A 23,302-nucleotide genomic window follows, 5' to 3' on the forward strand; every position below is an offset into this window, starting at 1 on the left:
ACCCCCCCCCCCCGACTTTTAATTCGCTGTATACTGGTGGATTAGATTCCACCTACACGGTCTTGCAATCATGACGAAAGAAGTATTCACCGAAGCCGACTGGCGCCGCCTGCTGGAACACCTGGGCGAAGACCCGGACCGTCCGGGCCTGCTGGAAACCCCGCACCGCGTGCACAAGGCGTGGAAGCATTGGGTGTCCGGCTACGGCCAGGACCCGGCCGAAGTGCTGAAGGCGTTCGAAGATGGCGCCGAGCAGTACAACGAGCTGATCGTCGTGAAGAACATCCCCGTGTACAGCCATTGCGAACACCACCTGGCGCCGTTCTTCGGCAAGGCCACCGTGGGCTATGTCCCGAATGGCAAGATCGTCGGCCTGTCCAAGCTGACCCGCCTGGTCGACGTGTTCTCCAAGCGCCTGCAGGTGCAGGAGCGCATGACCATGCAGATCGCCGAAGCGCTGATGACCGTGCTGGATCCGAAGGCTGTGGGCGTGGTGGTCAAGTGCCGCCACCTGTGCATGGAGTCGCGCGGCATCCGCACCGCGGGCGAGGAGACTGTCACCTCCGCCATGCTTGGCGAGCTGCAGCCTAACCTGGCCATGCGCACCGAATTCCTGGCCCTGGCGCGCGAGTCCTAAGCGATGGCGGACGCGATCGAGTGGTTTGAAGGCGGCTTCGACGCCGCCCTGGCAGCGGCGCGCGATGCGGGCCGTCCCCTGTTCCTGTACTGGGGCGCCGTATGGTGCCCGCCGTGCAACCGGGTCAAATACGAAATCTTCGGCCGTGAAGAATTCCCCGCCAAGCTGCAAAGCATGGTGGCGGTCCAGCTCGATGGCGACAGCCCGAACGCGCAGGCGCTGGCCGCGCGCCTGAAGCTGCGCAGCTACCCGACCATGGTGATGTACCGCCCTGACGGCAGCGAGATCACGCGCCTGCCGTGCGAGCTCGATGGCGAACTGTTTGGCGAGGCCCTGATGGCGGCGCGCTTTGCCGGCAAATCGGCCAGCGAATCGATGGCCGCCGCGCTGGATGGCACGCGCACCCTGGCGCCGTCCGAATGGACGCTGCTCTCGAACTACTCGTGGGACACCGACGAGGGCGTGCTGCTGCAAGGCCGCGATCTGGGCGTGACCCTGGCCACGCTGGCTCAGCTGGCTACCGCCGCCGTTGCCGGCGAAGCGCCGGCCGCCGCGCGCCAGGTGGAAGACGCTGCCGCGCGCCTGCGCCTGCACGCGCTGGTGGCGCAGGCCGGCCGCGTGGCCGATGCTTCCTCGCCGGCATTCCTGCTGTCCGTGCTGGCAGATGCGCGCGTGGCGCGCGCCAATATGGACATCTTCGGCAACAGCGGCCACCAGCTGGTGCGCGCCGCGCCTGCCCGCCACGCCGAACTGGCTGCCGCGATGGCCAAGGCCGCGCAGGTATGGGCGGAAGACATGTGGCTGTCCGCGCCCGACCGCCTGACCGCCGTGCGCCTGCAAATGCGCATGGCGCGCATGGGCCACGTGGACGCCAGCCTGCCGCAACTGGTGCGCACCCGTGCCGAACAGGCGCTGGCCCTGGTGGACGACAAGTACGGCCGCCACACGCTGGTCAACACCGCTGTCAGCGCATTGAACGACGCCGGCCTGGCGGCCGAAGCGGAAGCGCTGCTACAGGCCGAACTGGCCGCTTCGCACTCGCCTTATTACTTCATGCTGAGCCTTGCTTCCTCGGCCAAGCGCCGCGGCGACCTGCCGGGCATGCTGGACTGGTACGAGAAAGCCTGGCGCGCCGCCGTCGGTCCGTCCACCCGCATCCAGTGGGGCGTGACCTACCTGCTGGCCGTGATCGACACCACGCCGGCCGACACCGCGCGCATTGAAGCCGCGGCGGCCGCGCTGGCGCAGGACTTCGGCAACGTGCCGGACGCCTTCCAGCAGCGCAACCTGTCGCAGGCGCAGAAGCTGCTGGCCAAGCTGCCAGCCAGCTTGCCGCTGGCTGCCGTGCTGCAGGCCGGTACGCGTTAAGGAAGCTTAGCCTGCGTCGATATGGCGCAGGCGGGCGGCATCGCCGTACACCACGCCGCCATCCGGCACGTCCCGCGTGACGACCGCGCCGGCGCCGATCATGGCGCGGCGGCCGATGGTCAGGCCGGGCAGGATCACCGCACCGGCGCCGATCGAGGCGCCATCCCCCAGCACCGTCGGCAGGAAGGCATCCGGATACACCTTGGAGCGCGGCTTCTTGTCGTTGGTGAAGGTGACATTGGGGCCGATGAAAACGTCGTTCCCCACGCGCAGCCCATCCCACAGGTAGACGCCGCATTTGACGGTGACGTTGTCGCCCACCACCACGTCGTTTTCAATGAAACAGTGGCTGTTGATATTGCAGTTGCTGCCGATGCGCGCGCCGGCCAGTACCACCGTGAATTGCCATACGCGGCTGCCCGCGCCGATTTGCGTGCATTGGCAATCCGCCAAGGCGTGGACGAAAGCTGGGGATCGGTTGTCAGTCATGTTGTAGCGGTGGGCAAAAATCGCATGATAGCACCGTCATTCCCTGCAACTGACGTCCTTTACCGTCTCGAAGTTGCGGACATGGTCCAGCGTCAGTCGGCATGAGCGCGTCGCCGGCGATAAGCCAAGGTTCTTGCGACGCCAGGAAATCGTAATGCAAGACCTTGTTCCGGCCGGAGCGTGATTCCCTGTCACTCAAGAGAATCGCCTGCCGGGCAGGCGGACCATCGCTAAACTGCGCAAAGTAAAATTTATGTGGCGCTTTCCCGTCATAACCAGTCCAGCCATGAAGCCGCGCGTGCGTAATTTGAGGCGGATCAAATCATGATGTCTTCAGGACTTCCACCAGCCAGTCCACGAACACGCGCACGCGCGGCGACAGGTGGCGCTGGTGGGAGTAGATGATCGACAGGGGCAGCGGCGCCGGGCGCCACTGCGGCAGTACTTCCACCAGTTCGCCGCTGGCCAGCAGCGGTTCGATGCCGGGGCGCGGGATCTGGGCCAGGCCGATGCCGGCCAGGCAGGCGCCCAGGTAGGCTTCCGAACTTCCCACTGAAACGCGGCTGCGCACGGACAGCGTGCGCACTTCGCCATCCACCACGTATTCCCACGGCAGGTCGCGCCCGGTCTGGCTGGAGAAGTAGTTGACCGCCCAGTGCTCGCGCAGGTCTTCCAGCGTGTGCGGGGTGCCGTGCGCCGCAAGGTAGGCGGGCGAGGCGACGTTGACCTGTTCCAGCGCGCCGAGCGGCTTGGCGATCAGGGTGGAGTCGCGCAGCACCCCCGCGCGTACCGCGCAATCGATGCCTTCGCCCACCAGGTCGGCCATGCGGTCGTTGGCGCCGACGCGCACCTTGATTTCCGGGTAGCGCTGGAAGAAATCCGGCAGTGCCGGGATCACCGTGAGGCGCGCAATGCGCTCGGGCAGGTCGACGCGGATGGTGCCGGAGGGCTTGCGGCCATTGGTGAGGAACAGGGCGTTGATGTCTTCCAGCTCGTTCAGCAGGGCGCGGCAGCGCTCGACGTAGAGCAGCCCTTCCACGGTCAGGCTGACCTTGCGCGTGGTGCGCTGGAGCAGGCGCACGCCGAGCTGCTGCTCGATGGCCTGCACGGCATTGGTGACGGTGGGGCGGGGCAGGTCGAGCTGTTCGGCGGCCTGGGTGAAGCTCTTGCTGTCGGCCACCGCCAGGAAGACCTGCATCGATTTGAGCTGGTCCATTGTTATCTTTTGTCGAATAAAGATGTAGCAATAGCGGCATTTATTGCCGTATTCGATAATAGCACAATGGATTCCATCGAAACCCCACCTGGAGAACTGAAGATGGAAACCCGCAAACTTGGCAACGCCGGCCCGCAAACCTCCCAGCTTGGCCTGGGCCTGATGGGCATGTCGGACCTGTACGGCCCGGCCGACCGCAGCGAGAGCCTGGCCACCATCGCCGCCGCGCTGGACGCCGGCATCACCCTGCTCGACACCGGCGATTTCTACGGCATGGGCCACAATGAAATGCTGCTGGGCGAGGCGCTGCGCAGCGTGCCGCGCGGGCAGGTGCAGGTGAGCGTGAAGTTCGGCGCGGTGCGCGACGTGGATGGCGGCTTTATCGGCTACGACGCGCGCCCGCAGTCGGTGGCCAACTTCGCCGCCTACTCGCTGCGCCGCCTGGGCACCGACTATATCGACATCTACCGCCCGTCGCGCGTCGACCCGGCCACCCCGATTGAAGACACCGTGGGCGCCATCGCGGAGCTGGTGCGCAAGGGCCATGTGCGCCATATCGGCCTGTCGGAAGTGAATGCCGAGACGCTGCGCCGCGCGCATGCCGTGCACCCGATCGTGGACGTGCAGATCGAATATTCGATGATCTCGCGCGGCATCGAGAACGGCCTGCTGCAGACCGCGCGCGAACTGGGCGTCGGCATTACCGCCTACGGCGTGCTGTCGCGCGGCTTGATCAGCGGCCACTGGAGCGCGCAGCGCGAGGGTGAGAAGGACTTCCGCGGCCAGTACTCACCGCGCTTCCAGGGCGAGAACCTGAAGCACAACCTGGAACTGGTGGAACGCATGCGCGCCGTGGCGCAGGCCAAGGGCATCAGCATGGCGCAGCTGGCGATTGCCTGGGTGATGGCGCAGGGCACCGATATCGTGCCCCTGGTCGGCGCCCGCACCCGCCAGCGTTTGCAGGAAGCGCTGGGCGCGGTGGACGCGATGCTGCTGCAATCCGACCTGCAGGCGCTGGACCTGATCGTGCCGCAAGGCGCGGCAGCCGGTGGCCGCTATAACGACTACCAGCTGGGGCACCTGGATAGCGAGAAGGCGGCTTAAGCCTGGGCGAAGACCTCGGCCAGGAAGTCGACAAAGGCCTGCACCTTGGCCGCGCGCTGGTGCCGCTGCTGGTAGAGGGCGGTGAGCGTGGGGCCGGGCGCCTGGTGCCCGGTGAGCAAGGGCACCAGCGCCCCGCTGCGCAATTCCGCCTGCACCGACAGGGACAGGAACTGGCCGATGCCGGCGCCGGCCTTGCAGGCTTCCAGCAGCGAGTCCACGTGGTCGAAGGAGGCGCGCGAAGGCGGCGTCAACGCCAGGCCATCGGCAAACTGCCATTCGCGCAGGCGGCGCGCACGCGGCAGGATGAAGTGCAGGCAGTCGAAGCGCGCCAGCTCCTGCGGTGTAGCCGGTGCGCCGTGGCGCTCCACGAAAGCCGGCGCTGCGCAGCAGATGTAGTGCGTCGGCAGCAGCGGGCGCGCGACCAGGCGCGCATCGCTGATCTCGCCCAGTCGCAGCAGCACGTCGTAGCCCTCTTCCACCATATCCACCATGCGGTCGCTGGCGCTGGCCTGCAGCGCAATGCCGGGATGCTGCGCGAGGAAGCGCGGCAGTGCCGGCGCCACATACAGCCGCGACACCAGTCCGGGCATGTTCACCCGCAGCGTGCCGCGCGGCTGCTGGGCCGCGCCTTGCAGGCTGGCTTCCAGTTCCTCCATATCGGCCAGCATGCGCTGCGCCTGTTCGTAGCATTCGCGGCCTTCGCCGGTCAGGGACATGCTGCGCGTGGTGCGGTTCAGCAGCTTGACGTGGAAGTGGGCTTCCAGCGCGCTGACCTGGGCCGTGACGGAGGACGTGGAGATGCCCAGCTTTTCCGCCGCGCGCGAAAAGCCGCCCGATTCCACGACTGCGCAGAAGACGCGCAGGGCATCCAGTTTATCCATGGCGCCATTATCCACAATTCGTGGATTCTGTTTGCAGACCGGCCCTATTTTTCCGCCGCCCGGCCACGCCTACACTGGCCTCCATCCAAGCAATCAACAGGAGTCCATATGAAAGCAATGATCCTCCACGCAGCCGGCCAGGCGCTGACCCTTGGCGAGCTGTCGAAACCGGTGCCCGGGCCCGGGCAGGTGCTGGTGCGCGTGCATGCCAGCGGCGTCAACCCGCTCGACCTCAAGATCGCAGCCGGACGCGCTGACCATGCGCGTATGCCACTGCCGGCGGTGCTGGGTATCGACATGGCGGGCGAGGTGGAAGCTATTGGCTCGGGCGTGACCGGGTTTGCGCCCGGCGACCGCGTGTTCGGCATGACCGGCGGAGTGGGCGGCGTGCAAGGCTCGCTGGCCGAATACGCCGCGGTGGACGCGGATTTGCTGGCGCATGCACCGCAGGCACTGAGCCTGCGCGAAGCGGCAGTGCTGCCGCTGGTCTTCATCACCGCCTGGGAGGGTCTGGTGGACCGTGCGCGCGTATCCGCCGGCCAGAAAGTGCTGGTGCAGGGCGGCGCGGGCGGCGTGGGGCGGGCGGCGATCCAGCTGGCGCTGGCGCGCGGGGCGCGGGTGTACGCGACCGGCCGGCCTGCGCAGCGTGAACTGATCGAGCAGCTTGGTGCGCATTTCATCGAGAATGCCGAGGGCGGCGAATTCGATATCGTCTACGACACGCTGGGCGGGGCGGTGCTGGACGCGTCCTTCAAGGCGGTGCGGCAGTATGGCGGCCATGTGGTGAGTTGCCTGGGCTGGGGCACGCATGCCCTGGCGCCGCTGTCGTTCCGTGCCGCTACCTATTCCGGGGTGTTCACCTTGCTGCCGCTGCTGAGCGGTCAGGGGCGCGCAGCCCACGGCGCGATCCTGCGCGAAGCTGCACGCCTGGCTGATGCCGGCCAGCTCACGGTACGGCTCGATCCGCAGCGCTTTGCGCTGGCCGATGCCAACGCGGCGCATGCGCATCTGGCATCGGGTAATGCAATGGGAAAAGTTGTGGTCGACCTGGTGTAAGTTACTGGCCGGCTGGCGCCGGCGCTGCTGGCTGTGGCGCGGGCGCCGGCTCGGCGTCGAAGCTCATTTTGACCTTCTTGCCCGCCGCTGCGAAGGTGCCCAGTTTCTGGCCGGAAGCGACGGTATCGCCGCCTTCCGCGACCAGGGTGCAGTTCTGGGTCTCGATCTGCCAGACGTACTTGCCGGCGCGCAGGCTCCAGACGTTATCGCCGCTGGCGAACAGTTCGAAGTCCAGGTCCTCCAGCGGCATCTCGCCCAGCGGGATCGCGCGCTGGCAGTCCGGCAGGCGCGCCGCCATCAGCGTGTACTGGGCATCTTCCTTCCAGAAGAACTCCTGCTGGCGGCGCACCGTCAGCGTGTGTTCACGCGTCGAGTCCGCATAGAAGGTGGCCGAATCGTTGGTGCAGCCAGCCAGCAGCAGGACAGGCGCCAGGGTCAGGATCTTGCGCATGGGCGATAGAAGGTGATTGGTTTGCAAGCAATTATAGCCCCCGCGCACGATTGCCGCGCAAGCATCTCGGCTGGGATACACTGCCTGCATGCCACGTAGTTCGACTATCGACGATGTAGGGTTCCGCCGCATCCTGACGCGCAACGTGAAAACGCCGCTGTTGGGAGGGTTTGCTGCTGCCGCCATCTTCGTCGCCTTGTTCGGCTACCTGATGAGCACCTGGAGCGCCGCCGAATCCACCGAGCGCGCCATCAGCAGCGCGCAGGAGTTGCGCAGACTTTCGGTCGATATGGAAAGTGGCATGCGCGGTTTCCTGCTGACCGGCGACGATGCCTTCCTCACCCCTTTCCTGGCCGCGCGCCCGCGCTTCGATGCCGCGACCGATGCGCTGGCCGAACTGGTGGCGAGCGATCCGCAGCAGCTGGAGCGCCTGCGCCACGTAAGTAACCAGCACAAGGAATGGCTGCGGGTGGCGGACCAGCTGATTGCGACCCGCCGCCAGCAGGGGGACGTCCTGCCGCTGGTGAAGTCGGGCGCCGCCAGGATACCTTTCGACGAACTGCGCGAGCAGTTCCGCAATTTCCTCAGCCACCAGGAGCGGCTGCGCGAGGAGCGCCGCCAGGCCGCACGCGCTATGGCTTTCTGGACCATCGCCGTATTCCTGGCCGTGAGCCTGGCAGCCGCCAGCTGGCTGGCGTGGCAGGGCCGGCGCGATCTGCTGCAATTGTCCGAAACCTACCGCGACGCGCTGCAGGAGCAGCACACGCACGCCTACCAGCTGCAGCACCAGAACTGGCTGCGCCAGGGCCAGAGCCAGCTGGCGGAGCAGGGCCTCGGTCAGATGGCGCTGCCGCAGCTGTCGTCCACGCTGCTGCAGTTCATGGCGCAGTACCTGGACGTGGCGGTGGCCTCGTTCTATGTGCTGCAGCCGGACGGCGCCCTGCTGCGCACTGCCACGTATGGCTTTTCCTACGAAGACGAGGATAGGGGACGCCTGCTGATGCAGGGTGAAGGCCTGGTGGGCCAGGCCGCACGCTCGCGGCGGGCCGTGCACCTGGCGCAGCTGCCGCCCGGCTATATCAAAGTGTCTTCTTCGCTTGGCGATGGCGAGCCGCAGCAGTTGGTGCTGCAGCCGGTGTATAGCGACATCCGCGTGAACGGCGTGGTGGAGCTGGGCTTCATGCGCAATGTAGGGCAGCGCGAGCTGGATTTCCTGGAATTGGTGGCGGGCAATGTGGGCAACGCCATCGAAGCGACGCTGTCACGCCAGCGCCTGGCGGAAGCGCTGGCGGAAACCCAGGCGCTGAACGAGGAGTTGCAGGTGCAGCAGGAGGAGCTGCGCACTGCGAACGAGGAACTGGAAGAGCAATCGCGCGCGCTGGAACGGTCGCAGGCCAGCCTGGAAATGCAAAAGGTGGAGCTGGAGCAGAGCAACGAGAAGCTGGCCTCGCAGGCGGCGATGCTGGACCAGCGCAATGCGGCGCTGGCGGCGGCGCGCATTGAAGTCGAGGCGCGCGCCTTCGACCTGGAAAAGGCCAGCGAGTACAAATCGCAGTTCCTGGCGAATATGTCGCACGAGCTGCGTACGCCGCTCAATAGTTTGCTGATCCTGGCCAAGCTGCTGGCCGAGAACGCGCAGGGCAACCTGAGCGAAGAACAGGTGCGCTTTGCCCAGACCATCTACACCGCCGGCAATGATTTGCTGACGCTGATCAACGACATCCTCGACATCTCCAAGGTGGAGGCGGGCAAGCTGGAACTGGCGCCGGAAGACGTGCCGCTGGAGCCCATGATCGAGGGCCTGGGCCACGTCTTCCAGCCGCTGGCGCAGGAAAAGCAGCTGGATTTCGTGATCGACCTGGCGCCCGGCATGCCGGAAACCGTGTTCACGGATCGCCAGCGGCTGGAGCAGATCCTCAAGAACCTGCTGTCGAACGCAATCAAGTTCACCGACCGCGGCAAAGTGATCCTGCGCGTGTCGCCCGGCGAGGCGGGCCTGCTGCGCTTTGCGGTGATCGATACCGGCGTCGGCGTACGGGACGAACAGCGCGACACCATATTCGACGCCTTCCAGCAGGGAGATGGCACGGCCAGCCGACGTTTTGGCGGCACCGGCCTGGGCTTGTCGATCTCGCGCGACCTGGCGCGGCTGCTGGGCGGCGAGATCGAACTGGCCAGCATCGCAGGGCAGGGCAGCACGTTTACCCTGGTATTGCCGACGCAATGGGCGAACGCCACACCGCCGGCCGCAGCCGCCAGCGCCGCTCCACCCGTCGCGTCTGCCCCTGCGCCCGTGCCGGCCCCGGCGTCCGCCCCCGCCCCAGCAGCTGCGCCCTCGCCGGCGCAGTCGTTCGCCGACGACCGCAACGCAGCACCGCCGCCTGAACGCATGGTGCTGATCATCGAAGACGATCCCGGCTTCGCCCGCATCCTGTACGACCTCGCGCACGAATCCAGCTACCGCGCCCTGGTGGCGATGACAGCCGAGGAAGGCCTGCGCCTGGCCGAGGAATACCAGCCGCAAGCCGTGCTGCTCGACATCCGCCTGCCCGACCGCTCCGGCCTTTCCGTGCTGCAGGTAATGAAAGACAACCCGCAAACCCGCCACATTCCCGTGCATGTGATCAGCGGCGCCGAAGGCGGAGAAGCAGCCCTGCACATGGGCGCCGTCGGCTACGCCCGCAAGCCCGCCAAACGCGAAGACCTGCTGGCCGTATTCGACCGCCTGGAGCGCCGCTTCACGCAAAAGATCAAGCACATCCTGCTGGTGGAAGACGACGCAAGGCAGCGCGACAGCATGGTCAAGCTGATCGAAGACGAAGACATCGCCATCACCCCCGTCGCCAGCGGCGCTGAAGCCCTGCAGCAGCTGCACGCCACCGTGTTCGACTGCATGATTATTGATCTTAAGCTGCCCGACATGCAGGGCAGCGAGCTGCTGCAAAAAATGTCGCAGCAGGAGATCGCCAGCTTCCCCCCGGTGATCGTCTATACTGGCCGCAGCATGACGCGCGCCGAGGAAGCCGAGCTGTCCAAGTACTCCCGCTCCATCATCATCAAAGGCGCCCGCTCGCCCGAGCGCCTGCTGGACGAAGTCACCCTGTTCCTGCACAAGGTCGAATCCCAGCTCTCCAGCGAACGGCAAACCATGCTCAAGGCAGTGCGCAGCCGCGACAAGGTATTCGAAGGCCGCCGCATCCTGCTGGTGGACGACGATGTACGCAATATCTTCGCCCTGACCAGCGCCATTGAACAGAAAGGCGCCGCCGTGGAAATCGCCCGCAACGGCCACGAAGCACTGGAGAAGCTGGATGCCGTGCCGGAAATCGACCTGGTGCTGATGGACATCATGATGCCCGGCATGGACGGCCTGGAAGCCACGCGCCGCCTGCGCGCCGACCCGCGCTTCACGCGCCTGCCAGTGATCGCCATTACCGCCAAAGCCATGAAGGATGACCAGGAACAATGCCTGGCCGCCGGCGCCAACGACTACCTAGCCAAGCCGATTGACCTGTCCCGCCTGTACTCGCTGCTGCGGGTTTGGATGCCAGCCCTGGATACGGTGTGATGAACGACAGCGCCCAGATCAGCAGTGTCGAGATCGAACTGCGCATGCTGATGGAAGCTATCTTCCTCAAGTACAGCTACGACTTCCGCGACTACACCGGCGCCTCGCAGAAACGCCGCGTGCTGCACGCCATGAGCGAAATGGGCTGCAGCACCATCTCCCAGCTGCAATCGCGCGTGCTGCACGAACCGCATGCCTTCAGCCAGCTGCTGCAATTCATTACCATCCCCGTCACGGAAATGTTCCGCGACCCAAGCTACTTCGTCGCCCTGCGCGAGCATGTGATACCGGTGCTCGGCACCTACCCCTCGCTGAAGATATGGGTAGCCGGCTGCAGCACCGGCGAAGAGGTGTACTCGCTGGCGATCCTGCTGAAGGAAGAAGGCCTGCTGGAGCGCAGCATCATCTACGCCACCGACATCAACCCGGAGTCGCTGGAAAAAGCCCGCAAAGGCGTTTTCCCGCTTGAGAACATGCGCACCTACACCGCCAATTACCAGGCGGCCGGCGGCAAGCGCGCCTTCTCCGACTACTACACGGCCGCCTACAACGCCGCCTTGTTCGACCGCACGCTGTGCGAGAACGTCACGTTCGCCGACCATAGCCTGGCTACCGACTCCGTGTTCGCGGAAACCCAGTTCGTCAGCTGCCGCAACGTGATGATCTACTTCAACAAGAAGCTGCAGGAAAGGGCGCTTGGCCTGTTCCACGAATCGCTGTGCCACCGCGGCTTCCTTGGGCTGGGCAGCAAAGAGAGCATCGACTTTTCCAGCTACGGCCCACGCTTTGACGCGCTGGCCAAGCGCGAACGCCTGTTCAGGAAAAAATAATGGACACTTTTCCTTCGCTCGAGCAGGCATTACGCGGCCGCACGGCGGAGGCGGTGGTGATCGGCGCGTCGGCCGGCGGCGTGAATGCCCTGCTGACCGTGCTGCCGGCAGTGCCGCGCGGCTACCGTCTACCAATAGTCGTCGTACTGCATGTAAGAAGTGGTCGTCATAACCAGCTGGTGGACGTGTTCCAGCAGCGCGTGCAGATACCTGTGCGCGAAGCGGGCGACAAGGAAGATATCATTCCGGGTACTCTCTACTTTGCACCAGCCGGCTACCACCTGCTGATCGAGAACGACCGCAGCTTCTCAATCAGCTGCGACGCGCCGCTGCACTTCGCCCGGCCGGCCATCGACATCACCATGGAGACCGCGGCCGATGTGTATGGCGCCGGACTGGTTGGGATCCTGCTGACGGGCGCCAATGAAGACGGCGCAGCGGGCATGGCCGCCATCGGCAGGGCAGGCGGCATGACCGTGGTGCAGGACCCGGAAGAAGCCGACGTGGACGTGATGCCGCTGGAAGCGATCCGCGCCCGCAAGCCCGACCTGGTGCTGCCGCTGGAGAAGATCAAGCAAGTGCTGCTAATGCTGGAGAAAGCCTGATGGAGACCGCCAACGTCCTGCTGGTAGACGACCTGCCGGAGAACCTGCGCGCCTTGAACGCCCTGGTGCGTGCCGACGACCGCGTGGTGTACCAGGCCCGCAACGGCGAAGAGGCCCTGGCCCTGCTGCTGGAGCGCGAGTTCGCCCTCGCGATCATCGACGTGCAGATGCCCGGCATGGACGGCTTCGAACTGGCGGAGCTGATGCGCGGCACAGGCAAGACCCGCCACATCCCCATCGTGTTCGTGAGCGCCGCCGGCAAGGAGCTGAATTACGCCTTCAAAGGCTACGAGGCCGGCGCCGTCGACTTCCTCTACAAACCCCTGGACCCAGACGCAGTAAAAAGCAAGGTCAACGTCTTCGTCGACCTATACCGGCAAAAGCAGGAGGTGCGCCAGATCGTTGAACAGCGTGATGCCACCGTACGCGAGCTGGACACCGTGCGCCAAGAGCTGGAACATGCGCTGAAAGTGCGCGACCAGTTCATGTCGATGGTCGCCCACGAGCTGCGCACGCCCTTGAATACCCTCTACCTGGAAGCGCAGATGCGCAAGCTGCAGCTCGAGCGCGGCAACATGGACCACTTTGCCCCCGCGCAGTTGGAACGCATGGTGGCACGCGACATGCGCCAGATCCACGCCATGGTGCGGCTGATAGACGACATGCTCGACGTCTCGCGCATCCGCAGCGGCAAGCTCTCGATCCGCCCCGCCGCCGTGGACCTGGAAGCGCTGTTACAGCGTGTAGTCGGCGACCTGTCGCACCAGGCAGCCGACATGCACAGCGAACTGCGGCTCACGATTGTGCAGCCCGTGGCCGGCTGCTGGGACGAATTCCGCATCGAGCAGGTGATCGTCAACCTGATCACCAATGCGTTGCGCTATGGCGGCGGCAAGCCGATCGACGTCCGCCTGCACGCCGACAGTGAAAGCGCCCGCATCGAAGTGATCGACCAGGGCGACGGCATTGCCGAAGAAATGCTGCCCAAGATCTTCGAACCCTTCGAGCGCGGCAAGGTAGACAACGTCCCCTCCGGCCTTGGCCTCGGCCTCTACATCTCCCGCCAGCTCGCCGAAGCCCACGGCGGCACCCTGACCGTCCGCAGCCAGCCCCATGCCGGCAGCACCTTCATCTTCACCCTTCCCCGCGAGCAAGAATTGTCGCGTCTGGGGCGGTCCGGCGATCCGGCAGGAACGAATTGCGACATTTCAGACCTTCAACAGGTTTAGCGCCGGCAGCGGGCCGCCGGGGAATTGCGCCAGCTTCCCACCCTCCACTCCGCCGAGATCGATGCCGAAGAGCCCCAGGCGTTCGATCAGCTGCGCTACATCCTGTTTGGCGCCGGCGTCCTCACCGGAGAAGAACAGCACACGCTGCCCACCATCTGCCTGCGCCAGCAGCGCCGGCGGCAGATGGTTGAAAGCCTTCACCACGCGCGCTCCCGGCAGCAGACCCGCTACCACCTCGCTCGAGGCCCGGCCACCCAGGTCAAACGGCTTAAAGGCCGGTGCCTCGATGGGATTATTGGTATCGACCACAATGCGGCCGCCCCAATCGCCCAGGCCCTCCACCGCGCTCGCTATGCGCGACCATGGCACGGAAAGAAACACGATATCCGCTCGCGCCGCCTCAGCCGCCGTAGCGGCGCTTGCACGCGGCCCCAGCTCGGCGACCAGCCCCGCCAGCGAGGAAGGCCCGCGGCTATTGGCGATCTTCACTTCCAGGCCGGCGCCGGTGAGCAGCCGTGCAATTGCGCTGCCGATGGAGCCAGCGCCAATGATCGAGATGGTATTCATGCCGTAAATCCTCCATCCACCATCAGCTCCGCGCCGCTGACGAACGCTGCATCATCGCTAGCCAGGTAAGCCACCGCCGCCGCAATATCGCTACCCTGGCCGTAGCGACCGAGTGCGATGCCTGGCTTGACGAAGTCCGCTACCGCACCATCGGCAGGATTCATATCGCTGTCGGTAGGGCCGGGATGCACGGTGTTGACCGTGATGCCGCGCGGTCCAAGATCGCGCACAAGGCCGCGCGTAAAGCCCGTCACTGCGCCCTTGGTCAGCGTGTACGCGGAGGCGGTGGGGAAGGCCGCATACTGCACCATCGAGCTGCCGATATGGATGATGCGGCCGCCCTGGCCCATATGCTTCAAGGCTTCCTGCGTAGCGACAAAAACACCGGTCACATTCACCGCCAGGATGCGCTGGAAGTCTTCAAAGGCGATGTCCTGTGCATTCCCCAGTACGCTGATGCCAGCGTTATTGACCAGGATATCGACCTTGCCAAACTGCCGTGCCACCTGCGCGACAGCCGCACGCACGGCGTCCGGATTGCCCGCATCGGCTTGCAGCGCAATGGCGCGGCCGCCCTTGGCCTCGATTTCCGCTACGACTTGCTGCGCCTTCTCAGGCGAAGCGTTGTAAGTGATTGCCACGGTGGCGCCATCCGCCGCCAGGCGCTTGGCGATGGCAGCGCCGATGGAGCGGCTGCCGCCGGTAACGATTGCGATCTTGTTGCCCATGATGTTTTCCTTTCGAGGAGTGGTTGTGCGATGAGTCCAGTATGGTTCCCGCACTTCCATAACGGTAGTAGCGACTGGCTATAATCTATTTCAAGCAAACGTTGAAAGACCCGCGATGGAAACCCTCTCCAACCTTGAAAGCTTTGTGCGCAGTGCCGAAGCATCCAGCTTCTCAGCCGCCGCCCGGCGTCTTGGGCTGACAGCGGCCGCCGTGAGCCGCAACGTGGCGCAGCTGGAGCGCAACCTTGGCGTGCAGCTGTTCCAACGCAGCACACGCGGCCTTACCCTCACCGAAGCCGGCGAGCGCTTCCTGGGCACGGTTTCCGGCGGCCTGGACAGCATCCAGTCAGCGATTGCCGATATCAGCAACACGGCCGGCCAGCCTGCCGGCACGCTCAAGCTGAGTGCCGCGCCTGGCTTTGCCCGCGATTTCCTGTTGCCGCTAATGCCCGAATTTAACGCCCGCTTTCCCTCAGTGGTAACTGACTGGTACCTGGAGAACCGCCAGGTTGACCTGGTGACTGAAGGCTTTGACGCCGCCATTGGCGGCGGCATCGAGCTGCGGCCTGGCGTAATTGCACGCGAACTGGCGCGCATCCACATCGTTGCCGTAGCCACACCGGCCTTCTTGCGCGGCAGGAAGGCGCCGCGCCAGCCGTCCGACTTGATCGATTACGAGGGCGTGGTCATGCGTTCCAGCGTGACGGGCCGCCTGCGCCAGCGCACACTGCGTAATAAGGCCGGCGCCGAGCAAGTCGCCGAACAGCGGCCATGTATGTCCGCCAGCGACCCTGATGCGATCGTGCAGGGCGTCTTGATGGGCATGGGCATCGGCCTGATGGCGATGCCGAACGTTCTGCGCCACCTGGAAAGCGGCGCGCTGGTGCGCGTGTTGCCAGGTTGGCATGCCGATGCTGGACCAATCTCTCTCTACTTCACCAGCCAGAAGCTACTTCCAGGCAAAACACGCGCTTTTGTGGATTTTGTGACAGAACAGTTCCAGGCCATGCAGATTGCGCAACGCTTTTTGGCAACATAGGCATAAAATATCCCCATGAACCGGGACTTGCTCAGGGAACGCAGGGAATGGCTTCTGCGGCGCAATTGCTCATTGTCGCCCCAGCAGATGGGGATGGCTTATGGCTTGATGTGCCTGTTCTCGTTCGCGGTCGCGACAGGCTTTGTGATGGTGGGGCTGTGGCAGGTGCTGCTCTTCACCGTGCTGGAGATGACCGCGGTGGCCGCCGCCTTCCTGCACTACGCGCGCCACGCGACGGATTACGAGCACATCGTCCTCGCCAACGGTAAGCTGCTGGTGGAGCAGGTCTCCGCCGGCAAAATGAGCGCCACGCAGCTGGAACTCTACTTCCTGCGCCTGCAAATGCCCGCCCACCCCAGCGATCTGATCCACCTCGAATCCAAAGGCGTAGCCGTCGATATTGGCTACTTCGCCACCGACCCGCGCCGCCGCGCGCTGGCCCAGGAGCTGCGCGCGGAAGTGCAGGGCGGCCTGTTCAATAATTAGAAGCGGTAGCCCACGCCAACGCCCAGCAGCACTGGATCAACCTTGACCTTGGAAGCCTTGGCGCCGGAGATCAGCACATCGCTGCGGATCTGCACCTTCTTGATATCCAGGTTCAGCGACCAGTTCTTATCCAGCTTGAAGTCCACGCCCGCCTGTGCAGCCAGGCCAAAGCTATCGTGCTCCAGGCTACCCGCGCCGCCCAGGATATTGTTCTTGGAGAAGGTCGTCCAGTTCACGCCCAGGCCAACGTACGGGCTGATTTGCGAGGAAGGCGAGAAGTGGTACTGCGCCAGCAGCGTCGGCGGCAGGTGCTTGAAGGTGCCGACGGTCTTGCCATCCAGGTAGACGTCATGTTTCTGCGGGTAAGTCAGCACCAGCTCGGCCGAGATGTTCGGGGTCACGAAGTAGGAGATGTCCACTTCCGGAATGGTCTTGTCGCTGACGCCGATGCGGTCCGACGCACCAACGCCGCCCACCGGATCCGACTTGTCCGCCGGATTGATATGCACAGCACGCGCGCGCACCTGCCAGCCCGTGTCCGCCGCCATTGCGTTGAGAGCCAGGCCGCCCAGGATAACTGCCAGAATCGCTTTCTTCATTTCACTACCTCTTTCATGTGGTCATTGAGATTTGGTACATGAAAGTCTATTGACGCGACGCAGCAAAATCTTTGACCTAAGTCAAAATTGCCCGAATGAATACAAGACAGCCAAAACGGGAGTAAGATCACGCGATTCACATCCCACCCATTATTCGGAGGCAGGAAATGAAATTGAACGTCAATGGCCAGGTACGCGAGTTCGAGGCCGAAGAAGACACCCCGCTGCTGTGGGTGATCCGTGAACAGCTAGGCCTTACCGGTACCAAATACGGCTGCGGCGTAGCGCAATGCGGCGCCTGCACCGTGCACATTGACGGCGAACCGACGCGCAGCTGCGTGCGTCCTGCCTCCACCGTGACTGAAAAGCAGAAGATCGTCACCATCGAAGGCCTGAGCAAGGACGGCAGCCACCCGGTGCAGAAAGCCTGGGCCGCGCTGGATGTGCCGCAATGCGGCTTCTGCCAGTCCGGCATGATCATGGCCGCCGCCGCACTGCTGAAGCAAAAGAAGAATCCCACCGACGCCGATATCGACGCCGCGATGACCAACATCTGCCGCTGCGGCACCTATAACCGCGTGCGCAAAGCCATCCACGTGATCGCCAAAGGCGGCGACACCAAGCTGGCTGGCCTGGACATCGTAGAAGGGAGCAAAGCATGAACGCGATCACCCGCCGCGCTTTCCTCGGCCGCTCCCTGGGCGCCACTGCCGGCCTGATGTTCGGCTTCCACATCCCCTTCGCCGAAGCGCAGCAGCAGGCCGCCGCCGCTGACGCGCCAGAGATCAATGCCTGGGTCGTCGTCAAACCCGACGACACCATCGTAGTGCGCATCGCCCGCTCCGAAATGGGCCAGGGCACGCTGACCGGCCTGGCACAGCTGGTAGTAGAGGAACTGGAAGGCGACTGGGCCAAGGTCACGACCGAATACCCATCGCCCGGCCGCCAGCTCGCACGCAACCGCGCCTGGGGCAGCTTCTCCACCGGCGGCAGCCGCGGCGTCCGCGAATCGCATGATTACGTCCGCAAAGGCGGCGCCGCAGCCCGCATGATGCTGGTGCAAGCCGCCGCCGCGCAGTGGGGCGTGCCCGCCGCCGAATGCACGGTCGCGAAGAGCGTGATCACCCACACCCCAAGCGGCCGCACGCTGACCTTCGGTAAGGTGGCCGACGCCGCCGGCAAACTGCAAGCCCCCGCCGCCGCCGACATCAAGCTGAAAGACCCCAAAGACTGGAAGCTGGCCGGCAAACGCATGGCACGCCTGGATACGGTCGACAAGACCACCGGCAAGCAAATCTACGGCATGGACTTCAAGCTGCCCGGCATGCTGAACGCCGCGATCAAGGACTGCCCGCACTTCGGCGGCAAGGTAAAGAGCTTTGACGCCGCAGCCATCGCCAACAAACCCGGCGTGAAGAAAGTACTGCAGGTAGGCGACAGCGCAGTCGCCGTGGTAGCCGACACCTGGTGGCGCGCCCGCACCGCGCTGGACGCGCTGCCGATCGAATGGGACAAAGGCCCCAACGCCGGCATGAATAGCAAGGATACTGCCGCCTGGATCAAGGCCGGCCTGGATGCCCCCGACGCCGCCGTAGGCAACAGCAACGGCGACGCCAAAGCCGCCCTGGCCAGTGCCCACCGCAAGATCGAAGCCGTCTACAGCTACCCCCACCAGAACCACGCCACGATGGAGGTGATGAACGCCACCGCCGTGTGGACGCCCGAGCGCTGCGACGTCTGGACCCCAACCCAGAACGGCGAAGCCGCCTTGGCCGCCACCAGCGAAGCCGCCGGCCTGCCGCAAACCAAGTGCGACGTGACCAAGCTACACCTCGGCGGCGGGTTCGGCCGACGCGGCGCCACGCACGACTGGGTGACCCAGGTAGTGAAGATCGCCAAGGAAATGCCCGGCACCCCGATCAAATTGATCTGGACCCGCGAAGAAGACATGCAGCACGGCCGCTACCACCCTGTCACCCAATGCAAGCTGACGGCCGGCCTGGACGCCAAAGGCGAGATCACCGGCCTCCACATGCGCATCGCCGGCCAATCGATCCTGGCCGCGCTGTTCCCGCAAAACGTCAAGGACGGCAAAGACCCCGCAGTATTCCAGGGCCTGAACCCACCCGGCCCCGAAGCCTCGATCGGCTACACCTTCCCCAACCTGCTGATCGACCACGCCATGCGCAACCCGGCGGTACCGCCCGGCTTCTGGCGCGGCGTGAACCTGAACCAGAACGCCATCTACCTCGAATGCTTCCTCGACGAAGTAGCGCACGCCACCAAGCAAGACCCGCTGGCGTTGCGCCGCAAGCTGATGAAGGACAGCCCCAAGCACCTGGCAGTCCTGAACGCAGTAGCAGAGAAGGCCGGCTGGTCCAAGCCACCGAAGAAAGGCATCTACCGCGGCATCGCCCAGACAATGGGCTTCGGCAGCTACGTAGCAGCAGTAGCAGAAGTCTCGGTGAACAAAGACGGCAAGCTGAAGATCCACCGCATCGTCGCCGCCACCGACCCCGGCCACGCCGTGAATCCGCAGCAGATCGAAGCACAAGTAGAAGGCAGTTTCGTCTACGGCCTGAGCGCAGCCCTGTACGGCGAGATCACGATTAAGGATGGCGCCGCCGAACAAACCAACTTCGACACCTACCAAGTGATGAAGATGGAAGACATGCCCAAGGTCGAAACGATCGTCATACCGAGCGGCGGCTTCTGGGGCGGAGTAGGCGAACCGACAATTGCCGTCGCCGCCCCCGCAGTCCTGAACGCCATTTTCGCCGCAACAGGCAAACGAATCCGCGACCTCCCGCTAAAGAACCACAGCCTCAAGAAAGCCTAAAGGAAAAGCGAAATGCCCCCCGGCCGTCGCGCAGACAGTGTCAGACCCTTGGGTCTGACACTGGTTTACGGGTTTTTGCTAGCAGCCCTCCTAACCCAACAAGCCTCCGCCGCCGGCAACCCCCAACGCGGCCGCGAAATCGTCGCCAACCGCCAGCTAGGCCTCTGCCTCCTCTGCCACACCGCCCCCATCCCCGAGGAAAAATTCCAAGGCAACCTAGCCCCCGACCTCGCAGGCATCGGCAGCCGCCTAACCGAAACCCAGCTCCGCCAACGAATAACCGACAGCAGCGCAATAAACCCCAGCACCATCATGCCCTCGTACCACAAAACAACCGGCCTGCAACGCGTAGCCGAGACCTACCGCGACAAGCCCATCCTCACCACCCAACAAGTAGAAGACGTCGTAGCCTACCTGGCCACATTACGCGAGGCCACCAAATGACCACCCGCCGCCAACTCCTGGCCGCGCTACCGCTCCTGGTCATCGCCCGCCCAGCAGCAGCCACCCCCGACGAAATGGCCGCAACCATCGCCACCTACACAAAGAACGCCAAGCCAGCAAACGCCCGCGTCCACATCGACATCGCCAAGTTGATCGACAACGGCAACGCAGTCCCGATCACGGTAAGAGTCGACAGCCCCATGACCGAGCAAGACCACGTCACCGACATCGCCATCTTCAACGAAAAGAACCCCTTGCCCGACGTAGCCCGCTTCCAGCTAACGCCACTATCCGGCAAAGCAGAAATCAGCACTCGCATCCGCCTCGCCACCAGCCAGAAGCTCACCGCCGTAGCCCGCACCAGCGACGGCCAATGGTGGCAACAGACAGTCGACGTCATCGTCACCTTGGCCGCCTGCGTAGAAGGCGAGGGCATCTAAGATGGCCACCGCCCTGATCCACATGCCCGCAAGCGCCAAGCCCGGCGAGATAATTGAAGTGCGCGCCCTGATCGCCCACCCCATGGAAACCGGCTACCGCCCCGGCCCCGACGGCAAGCCAGTTGACCGCAACATCATCCGCCGCTTCGAATGCAAGTACGCCGGCAAGCCAGTACTCACCGCCGACCTCCACCCCGCCACGAGCGCCAACCCCTACCTCGCCTTCCACGTGAAGGCCACGGAAAGCGCCACGCTCGAATTCACCTGGACCGGCGACAACGGCTTCACCCAAACCGAACGAAAGCAACTCACGGTAACGCCATGAAGCCCCTCATCGCGCTCCTGCTGACGCTTGCCACCGCCATTGCCCTCGCGGCAGGCGCCCCCGACGCGCCCGCCCGCAAGTCCGGCGCCGACTACATGAGCCCCGCCACGCAAGCCATGCAGCGCGACGACACCCAAAACCCCGCCATGCTCTGGGTCGCCAACGGCGAGACACTCTGGGCTGCCGCCCCGCCGGGCGGCAACGGCAAATCCTGCGCCACCTGCCACAGCGACGCCAAACAATCCATGCGCGGCAAAGCCGCCAGCTTCCCCCGCTTCTCGCGCTCCGCCGGCAAAGTCATCACCCTAAGCGACCAAATCAACCAGTGCCGCGCAAGCGCCCAGCAAGCCCCAGCGCTGAAGCCCGAGTCAGAAGACCTGCTCGCCCTGGAAGCCTACATCGGCCTGCAAAGCCGCGGCCTCCCCATGCAACCCGCGACCGACGCCCAGACCCGCCAGGCCGCCGCCCGCGGCCAAAAACTCTTCACCACCCGCATCGGCCAACTAAACCTCAGCTGCGCCCAATGCCACGACAACAACGACGGCAAACGACTGGCCGGCGCCCTGATCCCCCAAGGCCACGCCAACGCCTACCCCATCTACCGCCTTGAATGGCAAAGCGTAGGCAGCCTGCAACGCCGCCTGCGCAACTGCATGAACGGAGTAAGAGCCGAAGTCCCACCCTACGGCGCGCCCGACCTGGTAGACCTCGAAGCCTACCTCGCCCAGCGCGCCAAAGGCATGTCCATCGAAACCCCAGGAGTAAGGCCATGAAGACACCAGCCGCAATACCCGCTACGCAAGCCGCAGCGCTGCTGCTCGCACTGTCCGTCGCGCTCCCCGCCACCGCAGCCGGCGCCATTCCAGCTGGCGCCCGCCTCGCCGCCACCTGCACCGGCTGCCACGGCACCAACGGCGCCACGCAAGGCAACGCGCTGCCCCCGCTCGCCGGCCAGCCCAAAGACCAGCTCCTGACAGCGCTCAAAGACTTCAAGACCGCCAAGCGCCCGGCCACGATCATGACCCAGCTCACCAAAGGCTACACCGACGAACAGCTCGAAGCGCTGGCAGCCTACTTCGCCGCCCAAAGTAAAGGAGACGCCAAATGAACCGCCGCGACTTCCTGCAAGCCACCGCCATCCTCGCCGCAACCACCGGCTGCGCCACCATCGGCGGCCAGGCCAAACCCCACGTAGTAGTGGTAGGCGGCGGTTACGGCGGCGCCACAGCCGCCAAATACATCCGCATGTGGAGCCAAGGCAGCATCAACGTCACCCTGATCGAACCCAACGCCCAGTTCATCAGCTGCCCCTTATCCAACCTCGTGCTGGGCGGCTCCCGCAAACTGCAAGAGCTCACCCGCAGCTACGACGAGCTGCAACGCAAGCACGGCGTCAAGATCGTGCACGACAGCGCCTCCAGCATCGACCCCGACAAGCGCACCGTCAAACTACTAAGCGGAGAAGTCCTCAACTACGACCGCCTGGTCCTGAGCCCCGGCGTTGAATTCCTATGGAACGAAGTAGGCGGCATGGACGTCGCCGGCGCCCAAGACAAAATCCTCCACGCCTGGAAAGCCGGCCCCCAAACCACAGCCCTGCGCGCCCAGCTCGAAGCCATGCCAGACGGCGGCGTGTACGCCATGAGCGTCCCACTCGCCCCCTACCGCTGCCCACCCGGCCCATACGAACGCGTATGCCAGATCGCCCACTACTTTAGCCAGCACAAGCCGAAATCCAAAGTGCTCCTGCTCGACGCCAACGAAGACGTGGTCAGCAAAGGCCCCCTATTCAAAAAGGTCTGGAAAGACCGCTATGCCAGCATCATCGAATACCGCCCCAGCTTCAAGACAACGGAAGTAGACGTCGCCACCCGCACTGCCATCTCCGAACTTGGCGACAAAGTAAAAGCCGACGTACTGAACATCGTCCCACCCCAGCGCGCCGGCGCCATCGCCGCACAGACAGGCCTCGCCAACATGAACAAACGCTGGTGCGAAGTCGACTTCCTCACGTTCGAATCGACGCAGGCAAAGAACATCCACGTAATCGGCGACGCCATCCAGGTCTCACCGTTGATGCCAAAATCCGGTCACATGGCCAACCAGCACGGCAAAGTCTGCGCCGCCGCCATAGTCGACTTATTAAGCGGCCGCGTCCCCGAGCAAGTCCCCATGCTGACGAACACCTGCTACAGCTTCATCAGCGACAAAGACGTGATCCACGTAGCCAGCGTGCACGCCTACAACGCAGAAAAGAAAACGCTGCTAGTCATCCCCGGCAGCGGCGGCGTCAGCCCCGGCCCCACCGAACTCGAAGGCCACTACGCCACCAGCTGGGCCCAGAACATCTGGTCCGACATGCTCTCCTGAATCTTTTGTCCGTTATGGGGTCAGGAACAAA

General features: G+C 64.5%; 26 protein-coding genes. 18 read left to right on the forward strand and 8 right to left on the reverse strand.

Annotation, left to right across the window (positions count from 1 at the left end):
- Window positions 1-70 precede the first annotated feature (70 nt).
- Window positions 71-637, forward strand: a complete 567-nt coding sequence (gene folE / locus AAHE99_RS20240) for a GTP cyclohydrolase I FolE (protein WP_342119164.1) — start codon at window positions 71-73, stop codon at window positions 635-637.
- A 3-nt stretch (window positions 638-640) separates the two neighbouring features.
- Window positions 641-2,005, forward strand: a complete 1,365-nt coding sequence (locus AAHE99_RS20245) for a thioredoxin family protein (protein WP_342119165.1) — start codon at window positions 641-643, stop codon at window positions 2,003-2,005.
- 6 nt (window positions 2,006-2,011) lie between these two features.
- Here AAHE99_RS20245 and AAHE99_RS20250 read toward each other — a convergent pair whose 3' ends face one another.
- From AAHE99_RS20250 to AAHE99_RS20255, 3 genes are read right to left on the reverse strand one after another with little or no spacing between them, the layout of a single operon-like run.
- A complete protein-coding gene (locus tag AAHE99_RS20250) occupies window positions 2,012-2,494 on the reverse strand; it encodes an acyltransferase (RefSeq protein WP_342119166.1) in 483 nt (160 codons plus the stop codon).
- A complete protein-coding gene (locus AAHE99_RS26815) occupies window positions 2,487-2,801 on the reverse strand; it encodes an STY0301 family protein (RefSeq protein WP_446728944.1) in 315 nt (104 codons plus the stop codon). The genes AAHE99_RS20250 and AAHE99_RS26815 overlap by 8 nt, the downstream gene beginning before the upstream one ends.
- A 15-nt stretch (window positions 2,802-2,816) precedes the next feature.
- Window positions 2,817-3,710 (reverse strand): LysR family transcriptional regulator, encoded by an 894-nt coding sequence (locus AAHE99_RS20255; RefSeq protein ID WP_342119167.1) that lies wholly within the window; start codon window positions 3,708-3,710, stop codon window positions 2,817-2,819.
- A 102-nt stretch (window positions 3,711-3,812) separates the two neighbouring features.
- Here AAHE99_RS20255 and AAHE99_RS20260 point away from each other — a divergent pair, with 102 nt between their 5' ends.
- The gene (locus AAHE99_RS20260) at window positions 3,813-4,814 is read left to right on the forward strand and encodes an aldo/keto reductase (RefSeq protein WP_342119168.1); all 1,002 of its coding nucleotides are present in this window, start codon (window positions 3,813-3,815) and stop codon (window positions 4,812-4,814) included.
- Here the strand turns inward: AAHE99_RS20260 and AAHE99_RS20265 are convergent.
- Window positions 4,811-5,695 (reverse strand): LysR family transcriptional regulator, encoded by an 885-nt coding sequence (locus AAHE99_RS20265; RefSeq protein WP_342119169.1) that lies wholly within the window; start codon window positions 5,693-5,695, stop codon window positions 4,811-4,813. The genes AAHE99_RS20260 and AAHE99_RS20265 overlap by 4 nt on opposite strands.
- Window positions 5,696-5,803: 108 nt before the next feature.
- Between AAHE99_RS20265 and AAHE99_RS20270 the strand changes: the two genes are divergently transcribed.
- Entirely contained in the window at window positions 5,804-6,751 is a 948-nt protein-coding gene (locus AAHE99_RS20270) for a zinc-dependent alcohol dehydrogenase family protein (protein ID WP_342119170.1), read from the forward strand.
- A 1-nt stretch (window position 6,752) separates the two neighbouring features.
- On the opposite strand, the gene AAHE99_RS20275 is transcribed toward AAHE99_RS20270, so the two are convergent.
- On the reverse strand, window positions 6,753-7,202 hold the full coding sequence (locus AAHE99_RS20275; protein WP_342119171.1) for a hypothetical protein: 450 nt from the start codon (window positions 7,200-7,202) through the stop codon (window positions 6,753-6,755).
- An 88-nt stretch (window positions 7,203-7,290) separates the two neighbouring features.
- Here AAHE99_RS20275 and AAHE99_RS20280 point away from each other — a divergent pair, with 88 nt between their 5' ends.
- Genes AAHE99_RS20280 through AAHE99_RS20295 form a run of 4 tightly spaced genes read left to right on the forward strand, consistent with a single transcriptional unit; the run spans window position 7,291 to window position 13,434 of the window.
- The gene (locus AAHE99_RS20280; protein WP_342119172.1) at window positions 7,291-10,770 is read left to right on the forward strand and encodes a response regulator; all 3,480 of its coding nucleotides are present in this window, start codon (window positions 7,291-7,293) and stop codon (window positions 10,768-10,770) included.
- Window positions 10,770-11,600 carry a CheR family methyltransferase gene (locus AAHE99_RS20285; protein ID WP_342119173.1) on the forward strand — a complete coding sequence of 277 codons (831 nt, stop codon included), beginning with the start codon at window positions 10,770-10,772 and terminating at the stop codon, window positions 11,598-11,600. The genes AAHE99_RS20280 and AAHE99_RS20285 overlap by 1 nt, the downstream gene beginning before the upstream one ends.
- Window positions 11,600-12,205 (forward strand): chemotaxis protein CheB, encoded by a 606-nt coding sequence (locus AAHE99_RS20290; protein WP_342119174.1) that lies wholly within the window; start codon window positions 11,600-11,602, stop codon window positions 12,203-12,205. Before AAHE99_RS20285 ends, AAHE99_RS20290 begins: the two co-directional genes overlap by 1 nt.
- Window positions 12,205-13,434 carry a hybrid sensor histidine kinase/response regulator gene (locus tag AAHE99_RS20295; protein ID WP_342119175.1) on the forward strand — a complete coding sequence of 410 codons (1,230 nt, stop codon included), beginning with the start codon at window positions 12,205-12,207 and terminating at the stop codon, window positions 13,432-13,434. The genes AAHE99_RS20290 and AAHE99_RS20295 overlap by 1 nt, the downstream gene beginning before the upstream one ends.
- Here AAHE99_RS20295 and AAHE99_RS20300 read toward each other — a convergent pair.
- Complete coding sequence (locus tag AAHE99_RS20300; RefSeq protein WP_342119176.1) at window positions 13,414-14,001, reverse strand: NADPH-dependent F420 reductase; 588 nt, start codon at window positions 13,999-14,001, stop codon at window positions 13,414-13,416. The genes AAHE99_RS20295 and AAHE99_RS20300 overlap by 21 nt on opposite strands.
- Window positions 13,998-14,729 carry a 3-oxoacyl-ACP reductase family protein gene (locus AAHE99_RS20305; RefSeq protein WP_342119177.1) on the reverse strand — a complete coding sequence of 244 codons (732 nt, stop codon included), beginning with the start codon at window positions 14,727-14,729 and terminating at the stop codon, window positions 13,998-14,000. The genes AAHE99_RS20300 and AAHE99_RS20305 overlap by 4 nt, the downstream gene beginning before the upstream one ends.
- 115 nt (window positions 14,730-14,844) lie before the next feature.
- On the opposite strand from AAHE99_RS20305, the gene AAHE99_RS20310 reads away from it, so the two are divergent.
- Window positions 14,845-15,768 carry a LysR family transcriptional regulator gene (locus tag AAHE99_RS20310; protein ID WP_342119178.1) on the forward strand — a complete coding sequence of 308 codons (924 nt, stop codon included), beginning with the start codon at window positions 14,845-14,847 and terminating at the stop codon, window positions 15,766-15,768.
- A 15-nt stretch (window positions 15,769-15,783) separates the two neighbouring features.
- On the forward strand, window positions 15,784-16,254 hold the full coding sequence (locus AAHE99_RS20315; protein WP_342119179.1) for a DUF2244 domain-containing protein: 471 nt from the start codon (window positions 15,784-15,786) through the stop codon (window positions 16,252-16,254).
- Here the strand turns inward: AAHE99_RS20315 and AAHE99_RS20320 are convergent.
- Window positions 16,251-16,853, reverse strand: coding sequence for an OmpW/AlkL family protein (locus AAHE99_RS20320; RefSeq protein ID WP_342119180.1), 603 nt, complete (start codon window positions 16,851-16,853; stop codon window positions 16,251-16,253). The two genes, AAHE99_RS20315 and AAHE99_RS20320, sit on opposite strands and share 4 nt — an antisense overlap.
- Before the next feature lie 167 nt (window positions 16,854-17,020).
- Between AAHE99_RS20320 and AAHE99_RS20325 the strand changes: the two genes are divergently transcribed.
- From AAHE99_RS20325 to AAHE99_RS20360, 8 genes are read left to right on the forward strand one after another with little or no spacing between them, the layout of a single operon-like run.
- A complete protein-coding gene (locus AAHE99_RS20325; protein WP_342119181.1) occupies window positions 17,021-17,515 on the forward strand; it encodes a (2Fe-2S)-binding protein in 495 nt (164 codons plus the stop codon).
- Window positions 17,512-19,692 (forward strand): xanthine dehydrogenase family protein molybdopterin-binding subunit, encoded by a 2,181-nt coding sequence (locus AAHE99_RS20330; RefSeq protein WP_342119182.1) that lies wholly within the window; start codon window positions 17,512-17,514, stop codon window positions 19,690-19,692. The genes AAHE99_RS20325 and AAHE99_RS20330 overlap by 4 nt, the downstream gene beginning before the upstream one ends.
- Before the next feature lie 48 nt (window positions 19,693-19,740).
- Window positions 19,741-20,136, forward strand: coding sequence for a sulfur oxidation c-type cytochrome SoxX (soxX, locus tag AAHE99_RS20335; RefSeq protein ID WP_342119183.1), 396 nt, complete (start codon window positions 19,741-19,743; stop codon window positions 20,134-20,136).
- Window positions 20,133-20,576, forward strand: coding sequence for a SoxY-related AACIE arm protein (locus tag AAHE99_RS20340; protein WP_342119184.1), 444 nt, complete (start codon window positions 20,133-20,135; stop codon window positions 20,574-20,576). The genes soxX and AAHE99_RS20340 overlap by 4 nt, the downstream gene beginning before the upstream one ends.
- Before the next feature lies 1 nt (window position 20,577).
- Window positions 20,578-20,901: a thiosulfate oxidation carrier complex protein SoxZ gene (gene soxZ, locus AAHE99_RS20345; RefSeq protein WP_342119185.1), complete on the forward strand. Its 324-nt coding sequence runs from the start codon at window positions 20,578-20,580 to the stop codon at window positions 20,899-20,901.
- Window positions 20,898-21,674, forward strand: a complete 777-nt coding sequence (soxA, locus tag AAHE99_RS20350) for a sulfur oxidation c-type cytochrome SoxA (RefSeq protein ID WP_342119186.1) — start codon at window positions 20,898-20,900, stop codon at window positions 21,672-21,674. Before soxZ ends, soxA begins: the two co-directional genes overlap by 4 nt.
- On the forward strand, window positions 21,671-22,009 hold the full coding sequence (locus AAHE99_RS20355; protein ID WP_342119187.1) for a c-type cytochrome: 339 nt from the start codon (window positions 21,671-21,673) through the stop codon (window positions 22,007-22,009). The genes soxA and AAHE99_RS20355 overlap by 4 nt, the downstream gene beginning before the upstream one ends.
- Complete coding sequence (locus tag AAHE99_RS20360; protein ID WP_342119188.1) at window positions 22,006-23,271, forward strand: NAD(P)/FAD-dependent oxidoreductase; 1,266 nt, start codon at window positions 22,006-22,008, stop codon at window positions 23,269-23,271. The genes AAHE99_RS20355 and AAHE99_RS20360 overlap by 4 nt, the downstream gene beginning before the upstream one ends.
- Window positions 23,272-23,302 lie beyond the last annotated feature (31 nt).

The organism is Pseudoduganella sp. OTU4001 (genome assembly GCF_038440195.1).
Classification (GTDB): Bacteria; Pseudomonadota; Gammaproteobacteria; order Burkholderiales; family Burkholderiaceae_D; genus Rugamonas.